Annotated in this window: 12 protein-coding genes; 6 read left to right on the forward strand and 6 right to left on the reverse strand. The window is 70.9% G+C overall.

The window, feature by feature from the left end; genetic code table 11:
• The first annotated feature begins 21 nt into the window (after positions 1–21).
• Entirely contained in the window at positions 22–927 is a 906-nt protein-coding gene (locus Dvina_RS51325) for an alkaline phosphatase family protein (RefSeq protein ID WP_223099466.1), read from the forward strand.
• A 59-nt stretch (positions 928–986) separates the two neighbouring features.
• Here Dvina_RS51325 and Dvina_RS51330 read toward each other — a convergent pair whose 3' ends face one another.
• A complete protein-coding gene (locus Dvina_RS51330) occupies positions 987–2,198 on the reverse strand; it encodes a GAF domain-containing sensor histidine kinase (RefSeq protein WP_223099468.1) in 1,212 nt (403 codons plus the stop codon).
• A gap of 513 nt (positions 2,199–2,711) precedes the next feature.
• Between Dvina_RS51330 and Dvina_RS55470 the strand changes: the two genes are divergently transcribed.
• Positions 2,712–4,277 (forward strand): S8 family serine peptidase, encoded by a 1,566-nt coding sequence (locus Dvina_RS55470; protein ID WP_281428313.1) that lies wholly within the window; start codon positions 2,712–2,714, stop codon positions 4,275–4,277.
• A gap of 65 nt (positions 4,278–4,342) precedes the next feature.
• Here Dvina_RS55470 and Dvina_RS51340 read toward each other — a convergent pair whose 3' ends face one another.
• Together Dvina_RS51340 and nicT are read right to left on the reverse strand one after the other, a co-directional pair.
• Complete coding sequence (locus Dvina_RS51340; protein ID WP_223099474.1) at positions 4,343–4,882, reverse strand: GNAT family N-acetyltransferase; 540 nt, start codon at positions 4,880–4,882, stop codon at positions 4,343–4,345.
• A gap of 698 nt (positions 4,883–5,580) precedes the next feature.
• Positions 5,581–6,738, reverse strand: a complete 1,158-nt coding sequence (nicT, locus tag Dvina_RS51345) for a Nickel transporter NicT (RefSeq protein WP_246655866.1) — start codon at positions 6,736–6,738, stop codon at positions 5,581–5,583.
• A gap of 90 nt (positions 6,739–6,828) precedes the next feature.
• On the opposite strand from nicT, the gene Dvina_RS51350 reads away from it, so the two are divergent.
• On the forward strand, positions 6,829–7,395 hold the full coding sequence (locus Dvina_RS51350; protein ID WP_223099476.1) for a hypothetical protein: 567 nt from the start codon (positions 6,829–6,831) through the stop codon (positions 7,393–7,395).
• On the opposite strand, the gene Dvina_RS51355 is transcribed toward Dvina_RS51350, so the two are convergent.
• Positions 7,370–7,654, reverse strand: a complete 285-nt coding sequence (locus Dvina_RS51355) for a superoxide dismutase (protein WP_223099477.1) — start codon at positions 7,652–7,654, stop codon at positions 7,370–7,372. The two genes, Dvina_RS51350 and Dvina_RS51355, sit on opposite strands and share 26 nt — an antisense overlap.
• 4 nt (positions 7,655–7,658) lie before the next feature.
• Positions 7,659–8,270 carry a superoxide dismutase gene (locus Dvina_RS51360; RefSeq protein WP_223099478.1) on the reverse strand — a complete coding sequence of 204 codons (612 nt, stop codon included), beginning with the start codon at positions 8,268–8,270 and terminating at the stop codon, positions 7,659–7,661.
• Between the two features lie 85 nt (positions 8,271–8,355).
• Between Dvina_RS51360 and Dvina_RS51365 the strand changes: the two genes are divergently transcribed.
• From Dvina_RS51365 to Dvina_RS51375, 3 genes are all read left to right on the forward strand, one after another.
• A complete protein-coding gene (locus Dvina_RS51365; protein ID WP_223099479.1) occupies positions 8,356–8,805 on the forward strand; it encodes a Fur family transcriptional regulator in 450 nt (149 codons plus the stop codon).
• On the forward strand, positions 8,802–9,107 hold the full coding sequence (locus tag Dvina_RS51370) for a hypothetical protein (protein ID WP_223099480.1): 306 nt from the start codon (positions 8,802–8,804) through the stop codon (positions 9,105–9,107). The genes Dvina_RS51365 and Dvina_RS51370 overlap by 4 nt, the downstream gene beginning before the upstream one ends.
• 450 nt (positions 9,108–9,557) lie before the next feature.
• Positions 9,558–11,108, forward strand: a complete 1,551-nt coding sequence (locus tag Dvina_RS51375; protein ID WP_223099481.1) for a tyrosine-type recombinase/integrase — start codon at positions 9,558–9,560, stop codon at positions 11,106–11,108.
• An 89-nt stretch (positions 11,109–11,197) separates the two neighbouring features.
• Here the strand turns inward: Dvina_RS51375 and Dvina_RS51380 are convergent, their stop codons facing one another.
• On the reverse strand, positions 11,198–15,265 hold the full coding sequence (locus tag Dvina_RS51380) for a PIN domain-containing protein (RefSeq protein WP_223099482.1): 4,068 nt from the start codon (positions 15,263–15,265) through the stop codon (positions 11,198–11,200).
• Positions 15,266–15,479 lie beyond the last annotated feature (214 nt).

Below are 15,479 nucleotides of genomic sequence, written 5' to 3' on the forward strand. Positions count from 1 at the left end.
AGCACAGGTACCCTGAGGACGATGCCGACGGTGGTCAATCTCAAGCCGAGATGGCGACGTCCGGCCGCCGCCCTGTCCACGCTGCTCTGCCTCGTCGCCGGGTGCAGCCCCGCAGCACCGCCGGCCACGAGGACGCCGACGGTCACGCCGTCCGCCGTCACGCCGCCGGCCGCGGCGACGCCGGGGCCCGGGCACGTGGTCGTGGCGGTGTTCGAGAACAAGGCCTCCCAGCAGCTGGCCGGCAACCCCGACGCGCCCTACTTCAACGCGCTCATCGCCGGGTCCGCCGTGTTCGACGACGCGCACGGCGTCGCGCACCCCAGCCAGCCGAACTACCTCGCGCTCTTCTCCGGCTCGACCCACGGCGTGACCGACGACCATTGCCCTGTGCGGGCCGGCTCCGCACCCAACCTCGCCCAGCAGCTCCTCACCGCCGGGTACACCTTCACGGGCTTCTCCGAGGACCTGCCCGCTCCTGGGTACCGCGGCTGCTCCAGCGGCCGGTACGCCGCCAAACACAACCCCTGGGCGGACTTCGACAACATCCCGGCCCAGACCAACCAGCCATACACAGCCTGGCCAGCCGATTTCGCCCGGCTGCCGACCGTTGCGTTCGTGATCCCCAACCTCTGCAACGACATGCACGACTGCTCCATCGCCACCGGCGACGTCTGGGCCCACCAGCACCTGGAGCCCTACCGTCAGTGGGCGCAGGCCCATGACAGCTGGCTCATCGTGACCTTCGACGAGGACGACGGCGGCTCCGCCAACCGCATCCTGACCCTCGTCAGCGGCGCCGGCATCACCCCCGGCCCGCGTACCGGCACCGTGGACCACTACTCCGTCCTGCGCACCATCGAAGACCGGTACGAGCTGGAGCCGATCGGCCTGGCCGCCGGCGCCACACCGCTCCCGGGGCTACACTGACGCCGCACCAACCCCGACGACCTGCCGTTGCCGTGGCGGCCGAGACCGGCGGGTAGCGGTCAGGCGGTAGCCGGCCCATCGTCGAGGCGGTCGGTGCCGGGCAGTGTGATGGTGATCGAGGTGCCCTGTCCGGGTGTGCTGCGTAGGTGCATGCTGCCGTGGTGGCGGGCGATGATCTGTTGCGTGATGGTCAGGCCGAGGCCGATACCCGGAACGTGGTGGTGGCGGGCGTGGGCGCCGCGGTAGAACGGCGTGCCGAGCTGAGCGAGTTCGTCGGCGGGGATGCCGACGCCGTGGTCGATGACGGTCAGGTGCGGCTGCGGGGTAGCGCTGACCTGGACTTCGATAGCGGTTGGGGTTGGGCTGAACAGCTCGGCGTTGGTCAGGATGTTGTCGACAGCGATGTGCAGCTGTGCTGTGTTGCCGTGGACCGGCACCGGCTCGGCTGGTAGGTCCAGGTGGACCGGGTGGGCGGTTCCTGCGCGGCGGGCGCAGCTGGCGCGGACCAGGCCGGCCAGGTCGAGCAGTTCCATGTTGGTGTGATCGCTGGTGGCGGCGGCATCGGCGGCGAGGATGAGCTGGTCGACGGTGCGGCACAGGCGTCGGACGTTGCGGTTGATCGGCTCGAGCAGCGGCCGGTAGCGGGGCGCGAGCGCGTCGGGGTCATCGGCGATGACTTCCAGGTAGCCCTGGATCGTGGTGACCGGTGTGCGGATCTCGTGGGAGATCTGGGCGACAAGGTTCTGTCGATACCGGGTGGCCTGGGCGATCAGCGGTTCGGCGTCCTGGAGGGTTTGCCGCACCTGCAGTTCTTGGTCGAGGTGGGCGGCGATGGCGGCCAGGATCGCCAGCACCCGGTCGTGGTCCTGGGCGATGGTGGTGTTCAGCACGCACAGGGTGCCCACCGGTGTCCCGTCGGTGTGCAGCGGTACACCGACGAAGCTGCGGATGCCCGGCGACCCGACCACCAGCGGGTGGGTGCGGAAGCGCGGGTCCCGGTGCGCGTCGGCGATGACCACCGGCGCGTCGGTGGTGACGACGAGGTCGCAGAAGGTGCCCTTGCGCGGCAGCGGTTGGGTGGCGTCGACGCCGACCGCGGCCAGGGTGTGCAGCCATTGGTCGTCGAGCATTCGCACAGCGGCGATCGGTGTCCGGCAGGCGTCGGCGAGCAGGGTGACCGTGTCGTGCAGGCGCATCGACATGCTCGCTGCGGCGCAGCGGCGGACCGCGTCACGGCGGGACTGGGTGGTGCCGGTCAACGCGGTAGCCATCGAATCCACCTGAGGGTACGTCGCGGGGAAGTGGGCGGCTCACGTGCTCGTCACGGTGCCATGACTGAGCATCGACCGACCGTGGGCCATCGGGAGTCGCTGGTCGGATGCCAGTTCGGTGCAATCCCCCGAGATGGTCGACCCGAGTCCGTACCGGCGAGTGCGCGCGATTGGCTTCGTCGGTGGGCATCGACGCGCTCGTACGCGCCAGCCGCGTCGCCGGCAGCTGCATCGGTACGGTCGGGCTACGCCGAATCGTCAGCTCCGGTCTGCAAGGGGGCAACGGTCGACGACGACCATAGCGGCGGCGCGGCTGAGGCGGCAGTCGGCGAGGCGGTTCCAGTCTGAGGAGCCGCAACGCTATGTCCACCAGATGGTAACGACCTGTTGATCCGCCTGCCCGACGCGAGCGGACCACCTGGGGCGGCATGCTCGTCAGGCAGGTCATAGGACGTCGGGAGTGCAGGTATGGCAAGGTTCGGTCGTTCGTTGCCGCGGGCGCGGCGGGCTAGCGTGGCATTCGCGCTGGCGGTACTGGCGTTCGCCGGAACCGTTGTCGTGGCGGGGTCGCCGGCGAGTGCGGCGGAGACGGGCTCGTCGGTGCTGGACGGCGCGGTGCTGCGGCCGAACGGGGCCAAGTGGAACGTCGAGTCCGGGGCGTACACCATGGCGGACATCAACGCCATCACCGGTGCGCAGCAGGTGTGGGGCATGACCGACAGCGCCGGGCGGAAACTCACCGGCGCCGGGGTGGGTGTCGCCCTCATCGACTCGGGGATCGCGCCGGTTGCCGGGCTCGCCGACCCGGCGAAGGTGGCCAACGGGCCGGATCTGTCGTTCGAGTCGCAGACGCCGGGCCTGCGCTTCCGGGATACATTCGGTCACGGCACGCACATGGCCGGCATCATCGCCGGCCGGGACCCCGCCACCCCGGACACCGCGCTCACCGACCCGTCCCGGTTCGCTGGCGTCGCCCCCGGCGCGCACCTGGTCAACCTCAAGGTCGCCGCGGCCGACGGCGCCGCCGACGTGTCACAGGTGATCGCCGCGATCGACTGGGCGGTCGCGCACCGCGACGACCCCGGCCTGAACATCCGCGTCATCAACCTGTCCTACGGCACCGCCTCGACTCAGGACCCGCGCGTCGACCCGCTGTCGTACGCGGTCGAGGCGGCGTGGCGCAACGGCATCGTCGTGGTCGTCGCGGGCGGCAACGACGGCCCGGCCGCGACCCGGCTGACCATGCCGGCCCAGAACCCGTATGTGATCGCGGTCGGCGGCGCCGACCCGCAGCGCAAGGTCGACACGAAGGACGACACCGTCGGCGCGTTCAGCAGCCGCGGCAACGCCATCCGCCACGCCGACCTGCTCGCGCCCGGCCGGTCGGTCGCCTCGCTGCGTGACCCCGGCTCGACCATCGACGTCGCCTACCCGACCGGGCTGCTCACCGGCGATACCGCCGGGCGGTTCTTCCGCGGCAGCGGCACCTCCCAGGCCGCCGCCGTCACCTCCGGCGCCGCCGCGCTGCTACTGCAGCAGCGCCCGAACCTGACCCCCGACCAGGTGAAGAAGCTGCTCACCAGCACGGCCACGCCGCTCAAGGGCGCCGACCCGGTCAGTGCCGGCGCCGGCGAACTGGACATCGCCGCCGCCGCCCGGGCCGCAACCCCGCTCACCGCCCAGACGTTCCCGGCCGCGACCGGCACCGGCTCCCTCGAGCTCGCCCGCGGCGGCTCGCACGTCGCCGACCCGGTCAACGACATCGAACTCACCGGTGAACAGGACATCATGGGCCGCGCCTGGAACCCGGCCACCTGGGCCCCGGCGGCCCTGGCCGGCACCGCGTGGAACGGCGGCACCTGGAACGGCAGTACCTGGACCGGCGCCGCCTGGACGGGCACACCGGCCACCGGCCTCACCTGGACCGCAGCGAACTGGACCGGCCGGACCTGGTCCGGGCAGTCCTGGTCAGGCCGGACCTGGAGCGATGCCGTCTGGGACGGCCGGACCTGGAGCGGCCGGACCTGGAGCGGGCGAACATGGTCGGGCCGCACCTGGAGCGGCACCGCCTGGACCTAGACCTCCGCACCGGCGCCGTCGGCAACCACCCGGCATGGCCGCTGTGGCGTGACGCCTGGGGCCGGTCACGGGTGTGCCGGGTCAGCTTCGGGGATGTAGGCGGCGGCGATGGGAGTGCGGACCGTCCAGCCCAGGCTGCGGTAGAGGTCGCGGCCCTGATCGGTGGCGACGAGGATGCCGTGGTGCAGGCCGAGCTCGGCGGCACGGTGGCTGAGGGCATGCATGACGGTGCGGCCGAGGCCGCGCCGGCGGTGCGCAGGGGCGGTCTCGACCTGGTCAATGATCCCGGCGTGGCCGACAGGTGCGAGCCGGCCCGAAGCGGCGACCTCGCCGGCGGCGTCGAGCACCGAGGCGACCACGACGTGCTCGCACACGGCGGTGCGGACGGTGTACGGCGCCGGGGGTGCTGCGGGGCCGGCGGTGAATCGGGTCGTCATGAGATGGCCGGTGTCGGCCATGGTCCAGGCAGCGGGCAGTGCAGTGCGCAGGTCCGCCGGGCCGGCCGCGAGTTTGATCCAGGTTCCTGGTGCGGCGTGGCGCCGGGCCAGGTCGGCCAGCGACGCGTTGGTGTGGGCGGTCAGGACGTAGCGGACGCGATGTCCCACGCGTCCGACGTGCAGGCGCCAGCCACCGGGGACCGCGGTTGGGCTCGGCACGGCGCGTGAGACGGCCCACCCGTGCACCCAGGCTGCGAGCAAATCGGGCAGGTCATCAACGGCCGGCACGGTGACATCGGTGCCAACAGTCATGATTACGCGTTCTTTCCGCTCGGGGCGCGGCCGCAGTGACCGGCCGGCGAGGCAGGCCGCGGCCGTGCCGGGCCGGTGGGGCCAGGCCGGGGGCCTGTGCCGTGTGCGCTCCTGCAATCAGGTCATGGTTCCGCTGCCCGGTCTTGGCCCGTACCAGCGCCACGGCCAGACCGGCCAACAGCCAGGACCCGCTTGGTCGGGCTGGGTGGTCGAGGACCCGCGAGCGGGACCTCGGCGCCGGCGAGGTCCCCGCGGTGCTGGGCGGCGATGACGCAGGCTGGCTGGGCGTGGTCGAACCGCCTGCCCGCGGCCGGGGTCCATCGGGCGTCCCGCCGCCCACCCGCCGACCACATCGAGGACGCGCCAGTTAGCGCGGCCCCAGGGGCCGCCGGTCTCCGGCGCGATCACCGCCAAGACCGGCATCCTGACGACCGCACTCCACGTTCCCGCACCGCTGACTCCGCGGCGGATTCCCCGCGTTGCGGCGCTCAAGCACGCCGACGATCACCCCGTAACCTGCCGGGCAGGGAGCACCCGTTACCTGCTGACCGTCGCTACGCCGGTTCGGTCGGCCTCGGGCTGAGTCGCGCGGTCCAGCGGTCCTCGATCCGGCCGAACTTCCATACGGCGATCGCGACGGCCCAGGCGAGCACGAACAGGCCGACGATGGCGTAGCCGGCGTAGTCGAGGGGGATGTCGGCGATGGCGGCGAGGGGGCCGGTGGTGATGCCGGCCTGGTCGGCGAGGACGCCGATGAGTTCGATGGTCCCGATGATCAGGGCGACGGCCACGGAGATCGAGGTGATGGTGATGTTGTAGAAGACCTTGCGGACGGGTTTGGCGAACGCCCAGCCGTAGGCGGCGTTCATGAATACCCCGTCGATGGTGTCCATGAGGCACATGCCGGCGGCGAACAGGATCGGCAGGACGAGGATGGCGTAGAACGGCAGGTTGAACGCGGCGGCGCCGCCGGCGAGGACGAGGAGGCCGACTTCGGTGGCGGTGTCGAAGCCGAGGCCGAACAGCACCCCGATCGGGTAGATGTGCCACGGCTTGCGGACCGATTTGGTGAGGCCGCCGAGGATGCGGTTCATGAACCCGCGCTTGTTGAGCTGGTCTTCGAGTTCCTGTTCGTCGTAGTAGCCGGCCCGCATCCGGCGGAACACGCGGATGATGCCGAGCAGGACGACCAGGTTGAGGATGCCGAGGATCCACAGGAATACCCCGGACACCGACGCGCCGATGACGCCGGTGACCGAGTGCAGTTCGGAGTCGTCGTTCTCGACCTGCCCGGCGAGGGTCTTCACCCCGACGGAGAGCAGGAACGCCAGGGTGAACACGATGGTGGAGTGGCCGAGGGAGAACCAGAACCCCACGGACAGCGGTTTGCGGGCGTCGGGGATGCCGGTGTTGTCGGCCATGAGCTTGCGGGTGGTGTTGTCGACGGCGGCGATGTGGTCGGCGTCGAAGGCGTGGCGCAGGCCGAAGGTGTAGGCGAGGATGCCGACGCCGACGGTGAAGACGGGGTGGTCGCCGCCGAGCTGGAAGTGTTCGGGGGCGACGAGGCCGAACAGCACGCCGAAGCCGATGACGTGCAGCAGGGCGATGAACGCGGCCATGCCGGACAGGGAGCGCCAGTCGTGGGGGTTGAGGCTGCGGCGGAACCGGGTCGGGCCGGAGCCGTCCACGGCCATGGTGTCGGGGGCACTCATGGGAGACCTTCTTCACGAGTAAAGGTGATCGGCAGGAGCACCGGCGCTCCACTGTTGCAACTTACTGGCAAATACAGCACAGTGGCAGTGGTGGAGCGTGACGATCGTGGCCGGGTCCGCGTCGAGGTGCTGATCGTGGGGGCTCGCGACGGGGCGGTGTGGTACCGCCCGGTCGCGGGTGAGCTGCCCGCAGGCGTGCATCCTGATGCTGCGGCGACGGGGTTGGCCGCTGCACCGTTGAGCGCTCGGGCGGTGGTGGTGCCGGCCGGGCAGGGCGGCGTCCAGTGCGATGGTCCTCAGCCTGTCTGGGCGCCGCCCCCTCTGACGATTCTGCACTCCACCTCCTGGCGCTACACCGACGGCGTGGTCGTGCTCACCTACGTCGCGGTCCTCGACGGCGAGCCTGCGCCAGGCGCGGTCCGGCTCGGCCCGCATGGCATCGCTCGCTCGGCTGACCCGACCGCGCCGAGCCCGGCGCAGGTGTGCCTGGACGCGGTCGCCACCCACGCCGCTCGGCACCTTGCCTGGCTGCGCGTCGGCGACGAAGCCGTGGCGACCGCCCTGGCCGGGCATCCCGCCCTGTGGCGGGCCCTGGACGGCTACGAGCCGGCCTTGGCCGGCGGGCTCGGCGTCACTGAGCCGGTCCCGGTCCGGTAGCCGGCGGCGCGGCGAGGGCCTGCTCGACGAGGAGGCTGAGCTCGCGGACGAGGTCGTCCATCGACTGGCCGGTCTGCGCCCGGACCAGGCCAAGGGCCAGCTCGGCGAGCAGCGCGAACGCCTGGGCCTGCTCGGCCGGCGTGGTGAAGGCCGCGAGGAGGGCCTCGGCGCCGTCGAGGTCACCGCGCGCTTTCGCGGCGATGACCCCGGCGGCACGTTGGACCGCCTCGGCCGCGCGGGCCGGGGACGGTGCACCCATCCGGCTACGCGGCCGGGTTCGCGGTCGCGGCGGCGTAGCGGGCCTGCACATCAGCCCAGTTGACCAGGTTCCACAGCCGGTCGACGTAGTCCGGGCGGACGTTCTTGTACTGCAGGTAGTAGGCGTGCTCCCACGCGTCGAACACCAGCAGCGGCGTGGAGCCCTGCCCGACGTTGCCGTGGTGGTCGTAGACCTGCTCCACGAGCAGCCGCCGGCCGAGCGGCTCCCACGCCAAGACACCCCAGCCGGAGCCCTGCACCGACTTCGTCGCCGCGGACAGCTGCCCGGCGAACGCCTCGAACGATCCGAAGTGCTCGGTGATGGCGTCGGCGAGGTCGCCGTCGGGGCGGTCACCGCCGTCCGGGGACAGGTTGTTCCAGAAGATCGAATGCAGGACATGTCCGGACAGGTTGAATGCCAGGGTCTTCTCCACCCCCACGAGGGCGGCGAAGTCGCCACGCTCCCGCAGCTCGGCGAGCTGGTCGAGCGCGTCGTTGCTGCCCTTGACGTAGGCGGCGTGGTGCTTGTCGTGGTGCAGCTCCAGGATCTGCCCCGACATCGCGGGCTCGAGGGCGCCGTAGTCGTAGGGCAGATCGGGCAGCGTATAGCCGGCCATGCGCAGTCCTCCCGAGGGTTCTGCAACTTGTTTGTTTCTGCCACCATATTGCAATAAGACTCGAGCTGGAGGTGGAGGGAGGGTGATGCGGACCGCAGACGAGCGCATCGCCGCCGCGCTGAGCGCCCTGCGCGCCGCTGGCGGCCGGGCGACCAGCGCCCGCGGAGCGGTCCTGCGCGTCCTGGCCGCCGCGACCCACCTCAGCGCCGCCGAGGTCCATGCCCGGCTCACCGCCGACGGCCTCCCGGCCGACCTGTCCACGGTGCACCGGGTGCTCGCCGCCCTCACCGACATCGGCGTGGTCCACGTCGTGCCGATCGGCGGCGTCCTCACCTACGGTCTTGCCGACCGGCCGCACCATCACACCGTGTGCCGCCGCTGCGGCACCGTCCGCCGGCTCCCCCGGGCAGCCGTCGCCGCGGTCATCGCGGCCGCCACCGCCGACGGGACGTTCACCACCGACAGCGACGGCCGCGACGGCGGCGTCGTCGTCTACGGCAACTGCACCGCCTGCCCGACGCGACCCGCCCGATGAGCACCCAACCCACCCAGCTCGCCCGCCCTCTGCTCCCGGGCGGCCGGTCAGGCCGGCTGTTGACGGCATCGAACCTGGTCTTCACGCTCGGCAGCGGCATGTACCTCACCGCCGGCGTGCTGTACTTCACCGAGGCCGCCCGACTCCCCGCCGGTCAGGTCGGGTTCGGCCTCGCCGGGCTCGTCCCCCTCGTCCTGGGCATCGTGGTCGGGCACCTCGCCTCGCCGGGACGGCGGTACCACTCGCCGTCCGGCACGCCACTCGCAGGCCCAGCCCCGCTGCACGCCAGCTGGAAACTGTGACCACACCGTGCAACGGGACCGGGGGGTGCACCTGCCGGATCAGCGGCGGTCGGGACACCGTAGGTGTCAACCAGCGCCTCCTGACTGCCGGGGTACCGAGGTGCAGCGCATACAATCAGGCAGTGCACACACGGCAGACGGCGTCGTCTACCTGGGGCAAAGTCCCGGCTACCTGAGGCTGTCAGCGCTTCCGCAAAATTGACCCCGTGCGAGTTGGCGGGTTCCAAGACCGCCCGGGGGTCAGTCTTCCGGGAGCGCCGACAGAAGCAGGTCGACACTGGATCCGGCATCGCGTTCTACCTATAAACACCGAAGCTTGCGTAGGCTCGGCACCGCCCGCCTGGATCTGCGCGAAGGGTCCCGACCCATCTGTCGCTCGTCTGGGTGACGTGCATCTGCCGTGGCCCACGCACCCTGGATGCCACAACGGCTTCAACGAAGGGCGCGGTCATGGCGGACACAGGTGTGATCTTCAAACGGTGCGGATGCCGCAACGACGCCAACCGCCGACTTGAACGGGCCTGTCCGCGGCTCTCCGAGCGTGGGCACGGTTCCTGGTACTTCCACTGCTCCGCCACGAACCTGCTCGGCCGCCCCGAACGCGCCCGCCGGGGCGGCTACCGGTCGCAGGCCGCGGCCCGCCGCGCCCGCGACGAGTGGCTGGCCACCACCGGCGAAGACCGCACCGCCCGGTCCTGGACAGTGGAACGTTGGCTGCGGTACTGGCTGTCCAGCCGCACCAGCATCCGCCCGACCACCAAACTGCACTACACCCGCGACGTCGAACGCGTCCTCATCCCGCACCTCGGCCGGCTGTGCCTGGCCGACCTCGACGCCCGCCGGCTCCGCACCATCTTCACCGAGATCGCCCAAACCACGAACACCAAAGGCCAACCGCAGTCAGCCTCGGCCATGCAGCACCTGCGCACCACCCTGCGCGCCGCGCTCAACCTTGCAGTCCGCGAAGGCGTCATCGCCACCAACCCGGCCCGACACATCGAGGTTCCCTCCTACCGCAAACCCCATGCCAAGGTCTGGACCGACGGCCGCGTCGCCGAATGGCAACGCACTGGCGAACGACCTTCCGTCGCGGTGTGGACAGCCGACCAACTCGCCACGTTCCTGCACGGTGTCACCAACGACGCGTTGTTCGCCCTGTGGTGGCTCACCGCCCTGCGCGGCCTGCGCCGAGGGGAGGCGTGCGGGCTGCGCTGGTCCGAGCTCGACCTCGACCACGGCGTGCTGTTCGTCGTCCGCAACCGCACCACCGCCGGCTACCAGGTTGTGGAGGGCGAACCGAAGACCGCCGCCGGACGCCGGGCCGTCGCCCTCGACCGGCGCACCGTGAAAGTGCTCCGCGAGCACCGCCGCCGCCAGACCCAGCAGCGGGAACGGCGGCTCGCCGCCGGGAAGGTGTGGCACGACTCCGGGTACGTGTTCGTCGGCAAGGAGGGCAACCCGATCCACCCCAGCTATGCCAGCGGACGGTTCCGGCTCCTCGTCAAACGCGCCGGCATCCCACCCGTACGGCTGCACGACCTCCGCCACGGCGCCGCGTCCCTCGCCCACGAGGCGGGCGCGGACCTCAAGACGCTGCAGGACCTGCTCGGACACTCCAGCATCGTGATCACCGCCGACACCTACACCAGCGTGCTACCCCTCGCCCAGCGCAAATGCGCCGACGCCACCGCGAAGCTAGTCCTCGCCGCCGACCGCCGCACCCGGGAGAAGATCCGCGGCAAGAGCCGACGGAACCGACGCCACCAGCGACCCGCGAAAGGTGTGCCGACCCCGGCACGGCCCGCCAACGACAAGAAGCCGCAGGTCACACCACCGACGACCGGAACGGCATCACGGACCGTCACGACACCACCATCGCACCCGCGTGACACCCACCGTCCACAGAGGACAGAAACGACAAGAGGCCTGAACCGCATTCCCGCAGGTCAGGCCTCTGACGATCTTGCGCGCCCGAAGGGACTCGAACCCCTAACCTTCTGATCCGTAGATCCGGAACACATCGGAGCACGCAGCTGGGCCGGGTGGGCGGCCACGACACCTATGGCCGAGGATGCCGAGCCTGTGGGCGGCTACTCGAGGACGATCCGGAGAACGGTGTTTTTGTCGGTTTCGCTGAGCGCGGCGAAGGTAGCGAGGACGAACCGGGCGGCGAGTTCGTGGGAGGACGCTTTGGCGTAGGCGTCGCGGAGGATGGTGATTGTGATCGGTAGCGGGTCGGCGGCCGGCGGTTGGTCGGGGTCGTCGGTGTCGGCAAGTGCCTGTCGGGTCGCGGCCACCAGGTGTGCGACTTGGTAACCGTGGCTGGCGGCGGTTTCGATGGTGGCGGCGAGCAGGCACGCAGCGACCCCGGTGGCGGCATCGGGCCTGCCCAGCAGGACGGTGGCGCCGCGTGCAGCTGCGTAGAGCCAGTCCGGCAATGACGTGGGAGCGTGGGTGCGCGCCTGGGCGATGAGGCGCCGGTAGAACGTCAGAGCGCGCAGGGGGTCGGCCCAGACCGCTGGCCGGGCGAGTGCGGCTCCGACGGCGGCGGGGCGCCAGCTGTCATCTTCGGCGAGTTCGAACAGGCGCGGTTCGTTGAGCGGCAGCTGGCCAATTCGGGCCTTGATCAGCCGTCGGAGACAGCCTTCGTGCTGGTCGTCGGTGATCGCGCCGACGGCGCGGAGACGACGGAGGACGGCGACGGTGGAGGTGGCAGGGATACCCATGCCGCGGGCGAGGGCCCGAACGACCGGGTCGTCGCTCCAGAGCGCGGCATGTTGGACTCGGGCAAGGTCAAGGGCCGACGTCCAGATTCGGTCCTCGGCCTCATCGAAGGTCCGCTCGGGCGGAGTGCTGAGGCGGGTGAGCGCCTCGACTGCCGTATGCAGTCGGTCTGCCTCCTCAGCGAGTCGGTCCGCCTCCGCTTCGGAGCCCTCGTTGAACTGGAGGTGATCGTGTTGGCTGTCATAGCGCATGGACCGGGTGGACCGAAACGCCAGGGTGTCCTTGGCGGCCAGTGTGTCGAGCATCACGTCGTCGGTGGTGATGACGCGAGTGAAGCGGCTCATCGCGGTTGCGCGGATGTCGTCTGGCAGCGTGAGCAGGACGGCGACTGCCGGCGTGTCGATGATGATGTCGTGGTCCTCGGCCGTCGTCGCCGCCTCGACGCATGCGTCGAACTCGGCCTGTTCGGGGACGTGAGCGGCCAGGACGCCGTCGCCGCGACGGAGACAGATCTCCGCGTAGCTGCGTCCAGCTACGGTGGCGAGCAATCCGAGCGGTAGCTGGCCGCGGGCCAGTCCCTGCACGATGCGCCGCCACACCTCTTGCTCATCGTCGCCGCGCCGCATGATGGTGATCATGTCGGCTCGGAGCTGATCAAGGTCACCTGCGCGAAGCCGTCGCAGGTGCGGGCTGTTGGGCCAGCGCTGGAAGAACTGTTCGGACTCGGCGGCGAGCTGCTGGCGGAGTTGTTCGGGCAGTTCCACGGGCTCGGGCCGGGGCAGCATCAGATTCGTCAACGCCATTGCAACGAATCGCTCGTCGTCGTTGAACCGGCGCAGCAGGCGTAGGCAGCCGGCGACGGTTTCCACCGGCTGGCCGCGTCGGCGGTAGAGCTGAATCCAGGCTCGGGCGTCGGTCGTGCTGGACGGGTCGAGCGGCTCGGGCGCGTCATGCAGCACGCGCCACGCTTCGTTGACGTCACCGCGGTTGAGCAGGGTCCGGATCAGGGCCCAGCGGGACGTGGTGTCTTCGGGATGGATCTGCAGCACGGTGCGCAGCAGGTGGCTGACCCGGTCGAGCCGGCCGGCGTTGCTGGCAAGTTGCGCGGCCAGCCGCAGTGCATCGGCTCGGCCGCTCCAGTCCGGCTCCGCGGTAGCCAGCAGGGTATCGAGTTCGCGTTCGGCATCGGCGGCGCGGCCGGCGCGAGCCAGGACCTCGGCAGCCGAGTGGCGCAGTGACCGGTCGCCGAAATGATCGGCGGCGTCACGCAGGGTCTGGACCTGATCGTCGATCCGGCCGACCGCCTGGTATGCCTGGGCCAGGCTGAGGGCGGCGGCCACGGACGAACGCCGCCGCTCCCGTAGCTGCCCGATCGCCGCCCCCGCCCGCCCGGCGCCGAGCTCGGCCATGGCTCGAAGCTCGACCGCCTCGCCCGGGTGCCGCTGCGCGAAATCGGGGTATCGGGCCACACCGTCGGCACCGGTCTGCGCGAGACCGAGCAGGGCTTGGGCGAGTTGCTCGTCGTCGCCAGCCTGCTCAGCCGCGCGCCACCAATGCGGCTCGGGGTCCTGACCGGTGGCTTCAGCAAGGTATGCGTCGATGCGGGTGCGGGCGTGCCCTTCAGGAACGAGTTCGGCCCGTTCCCGAGCGAGGTCGAGCTGGCCGAACTGGATCGCGGCGAGCGCGACCAACGAACAGACCTCTGGCGCGGCAGCCTCCTCGGCGGTGACGTCCCCACCGGGGGCGCCGAGCTCCAGAACCCGCCGTAGGTCCATGAGCAGCACGCTGGCGTGGCAGGCGAACGCGACCGCCTCGGCGCTGTCGGCCCGGTAGGTGCGCCGTTCGTCCCGGGCGCGGATCGCCAACGTCCGGGCTTCACGCAGATCGGCGTCCCAGTTCGGCGACTCGCCACGTCGCGCACGCAGGATCAGCAGCCGGGCCCGGGCGACGGCCAGACCGGCGGTCCACTGCTCGCGCAGCGCCTCGGCGAGGACCTGCAGCCCTCGGTCGATCATCTGACGGTACAGGTCGGCATCTGGTGCCGCCGGGGCGGCGAGTCGCAGGCGGAGGACGGCTCGCAGGCTACGGTCGCTGGGCTCATCCGGAGTCCAGGCATCAGCGATGCCCGCCGCGGTGTCCCGTTGACCGTTCAGCTCTGCTCTGACCGCAGCGGTGAACGGCTCATCGTCGGCGGATGCCGCCGACATCGCCGCGAGTGCGGTCTCCCGGGCGTCGTCGTTGCCGTTCTCGTCGTAGATCATGGCGGCTCGGGCCAGCCAGAAGCCACGGCGCGGCGCACCTTCGTCAGCTGCGGCGGTGAACAGGTCCGCCGCCAGCAGACCGGCCCCGTAAGATGCGGCCAATTCACCGGCGGCGAGTCGGACCTGCCACGACGCCGTGTCGAGCCAGGCCGGCCGGTGAACCTGCCATTGCCGCAGTACAGTCGCGGGTCGGGCGTCGATCGTGGTCACCGCGCTGATCAGCCGCCAGGCCATGGCCTGGTCGTCGCGCCACGCCGCGAGCAGCGGGGGGCCGCAGATCACCGGGAGCTGCCGCAGCCGCTCATAGAGCTGGTTGTCGGTGACGCCCGCCGCGGGCCGACCCGAAGCCGGGGTGGGGCTGGCGATGTGCAGCACCGGTGCCACGTCGCGCACCAGCATGTCGTAGGTGACGACCGCAGCGTTCTGCGCGTACTCGGCCGACAGCTCCCGAAGCCGACGCCACAGCGCGCTGGCCCGTGCCGCGTCACCGGCCAGCGACACCAGCATGCTCACCACGACGGTACGGTCGGCCTGATCGTCGCCCTCCAGCCGCAACTCGATGATGCGCAGGGCCGTGAGCAGCTGCCAGGTCAGCGTCTCCTGCGCGGCAGTGTCGGCGAGGGCGATCCCGCACTGGGCGGCAGCGGCCTTGACCGCGTCGTCGAGGTGCTGCAGCCGGGTCCGGACCTTGCCGTTGGTCGCGCGCGGTGCCGCCACTGCTTGGCGGAAAGCGATGCCGTTGGGCTGCTTGCGCGCCAATGTGGCCAGCTGGCCCACCTCGCCCGCGCCGGTGTGGGGTGCCGCGACGGCCAGCCCGAGCCGTTGCCGGTCAGCGGCGAGTTCAACGTGGCGGGCGTTGACCATCCGCAGGTAGTCGGTCAGCAGCGTAACGAAGGAGGTGTTGCCGCCGGCGATAGTCGGCGCGCGCCGGACCCCGATGTACAAGGTGCGGGAACTCCCGAGGCAGTCGCCGACGACGACGAGATCGTCGACGGTGCTAGTGGCGCCCTGCTGGAACCGGACCTCGCCAACGGTGAACTCGTCACCCAGCCCGACCACGGGATGCCGCAACAGCAGCGCGGCGAGCAACACCGCGCCATATGCGTGTTCCAGGGTGGTGCCACCCCCGCCTGTGGAGTACGGGCTGGCGTACCCGCCGCCGGTCGCCTCCACCAGCTCAGGCCACCCTTCCCATCGCTTCCGTCCGCCAGGCTCCCGGCGGAGCCGCGCTGATGCTTCATCATCGCTTACGCGTACGACAGCTCACGGATGCAGGCGTCGCGCCTGGCTTGGCCTCGCACGTGGTCGCCTCAGGGCTGCTGCGGTACTCGGCGCGTGTCCTCAGCATGCCGGAAGCGTTCTCGTTCGTCGGCGCCGGCATCTCGCA

The organism is Dactylosporangium vinaceum (assembly GCF_019904175.1).
In the GTDB taxonomy this organism is placed as follows: Bacteria; Actinomycetota; Actinomycetes; order Mycobacteriales; family Micromonosporaceae; genus Dactylosporangium; species Dactylosporangium vinaceum.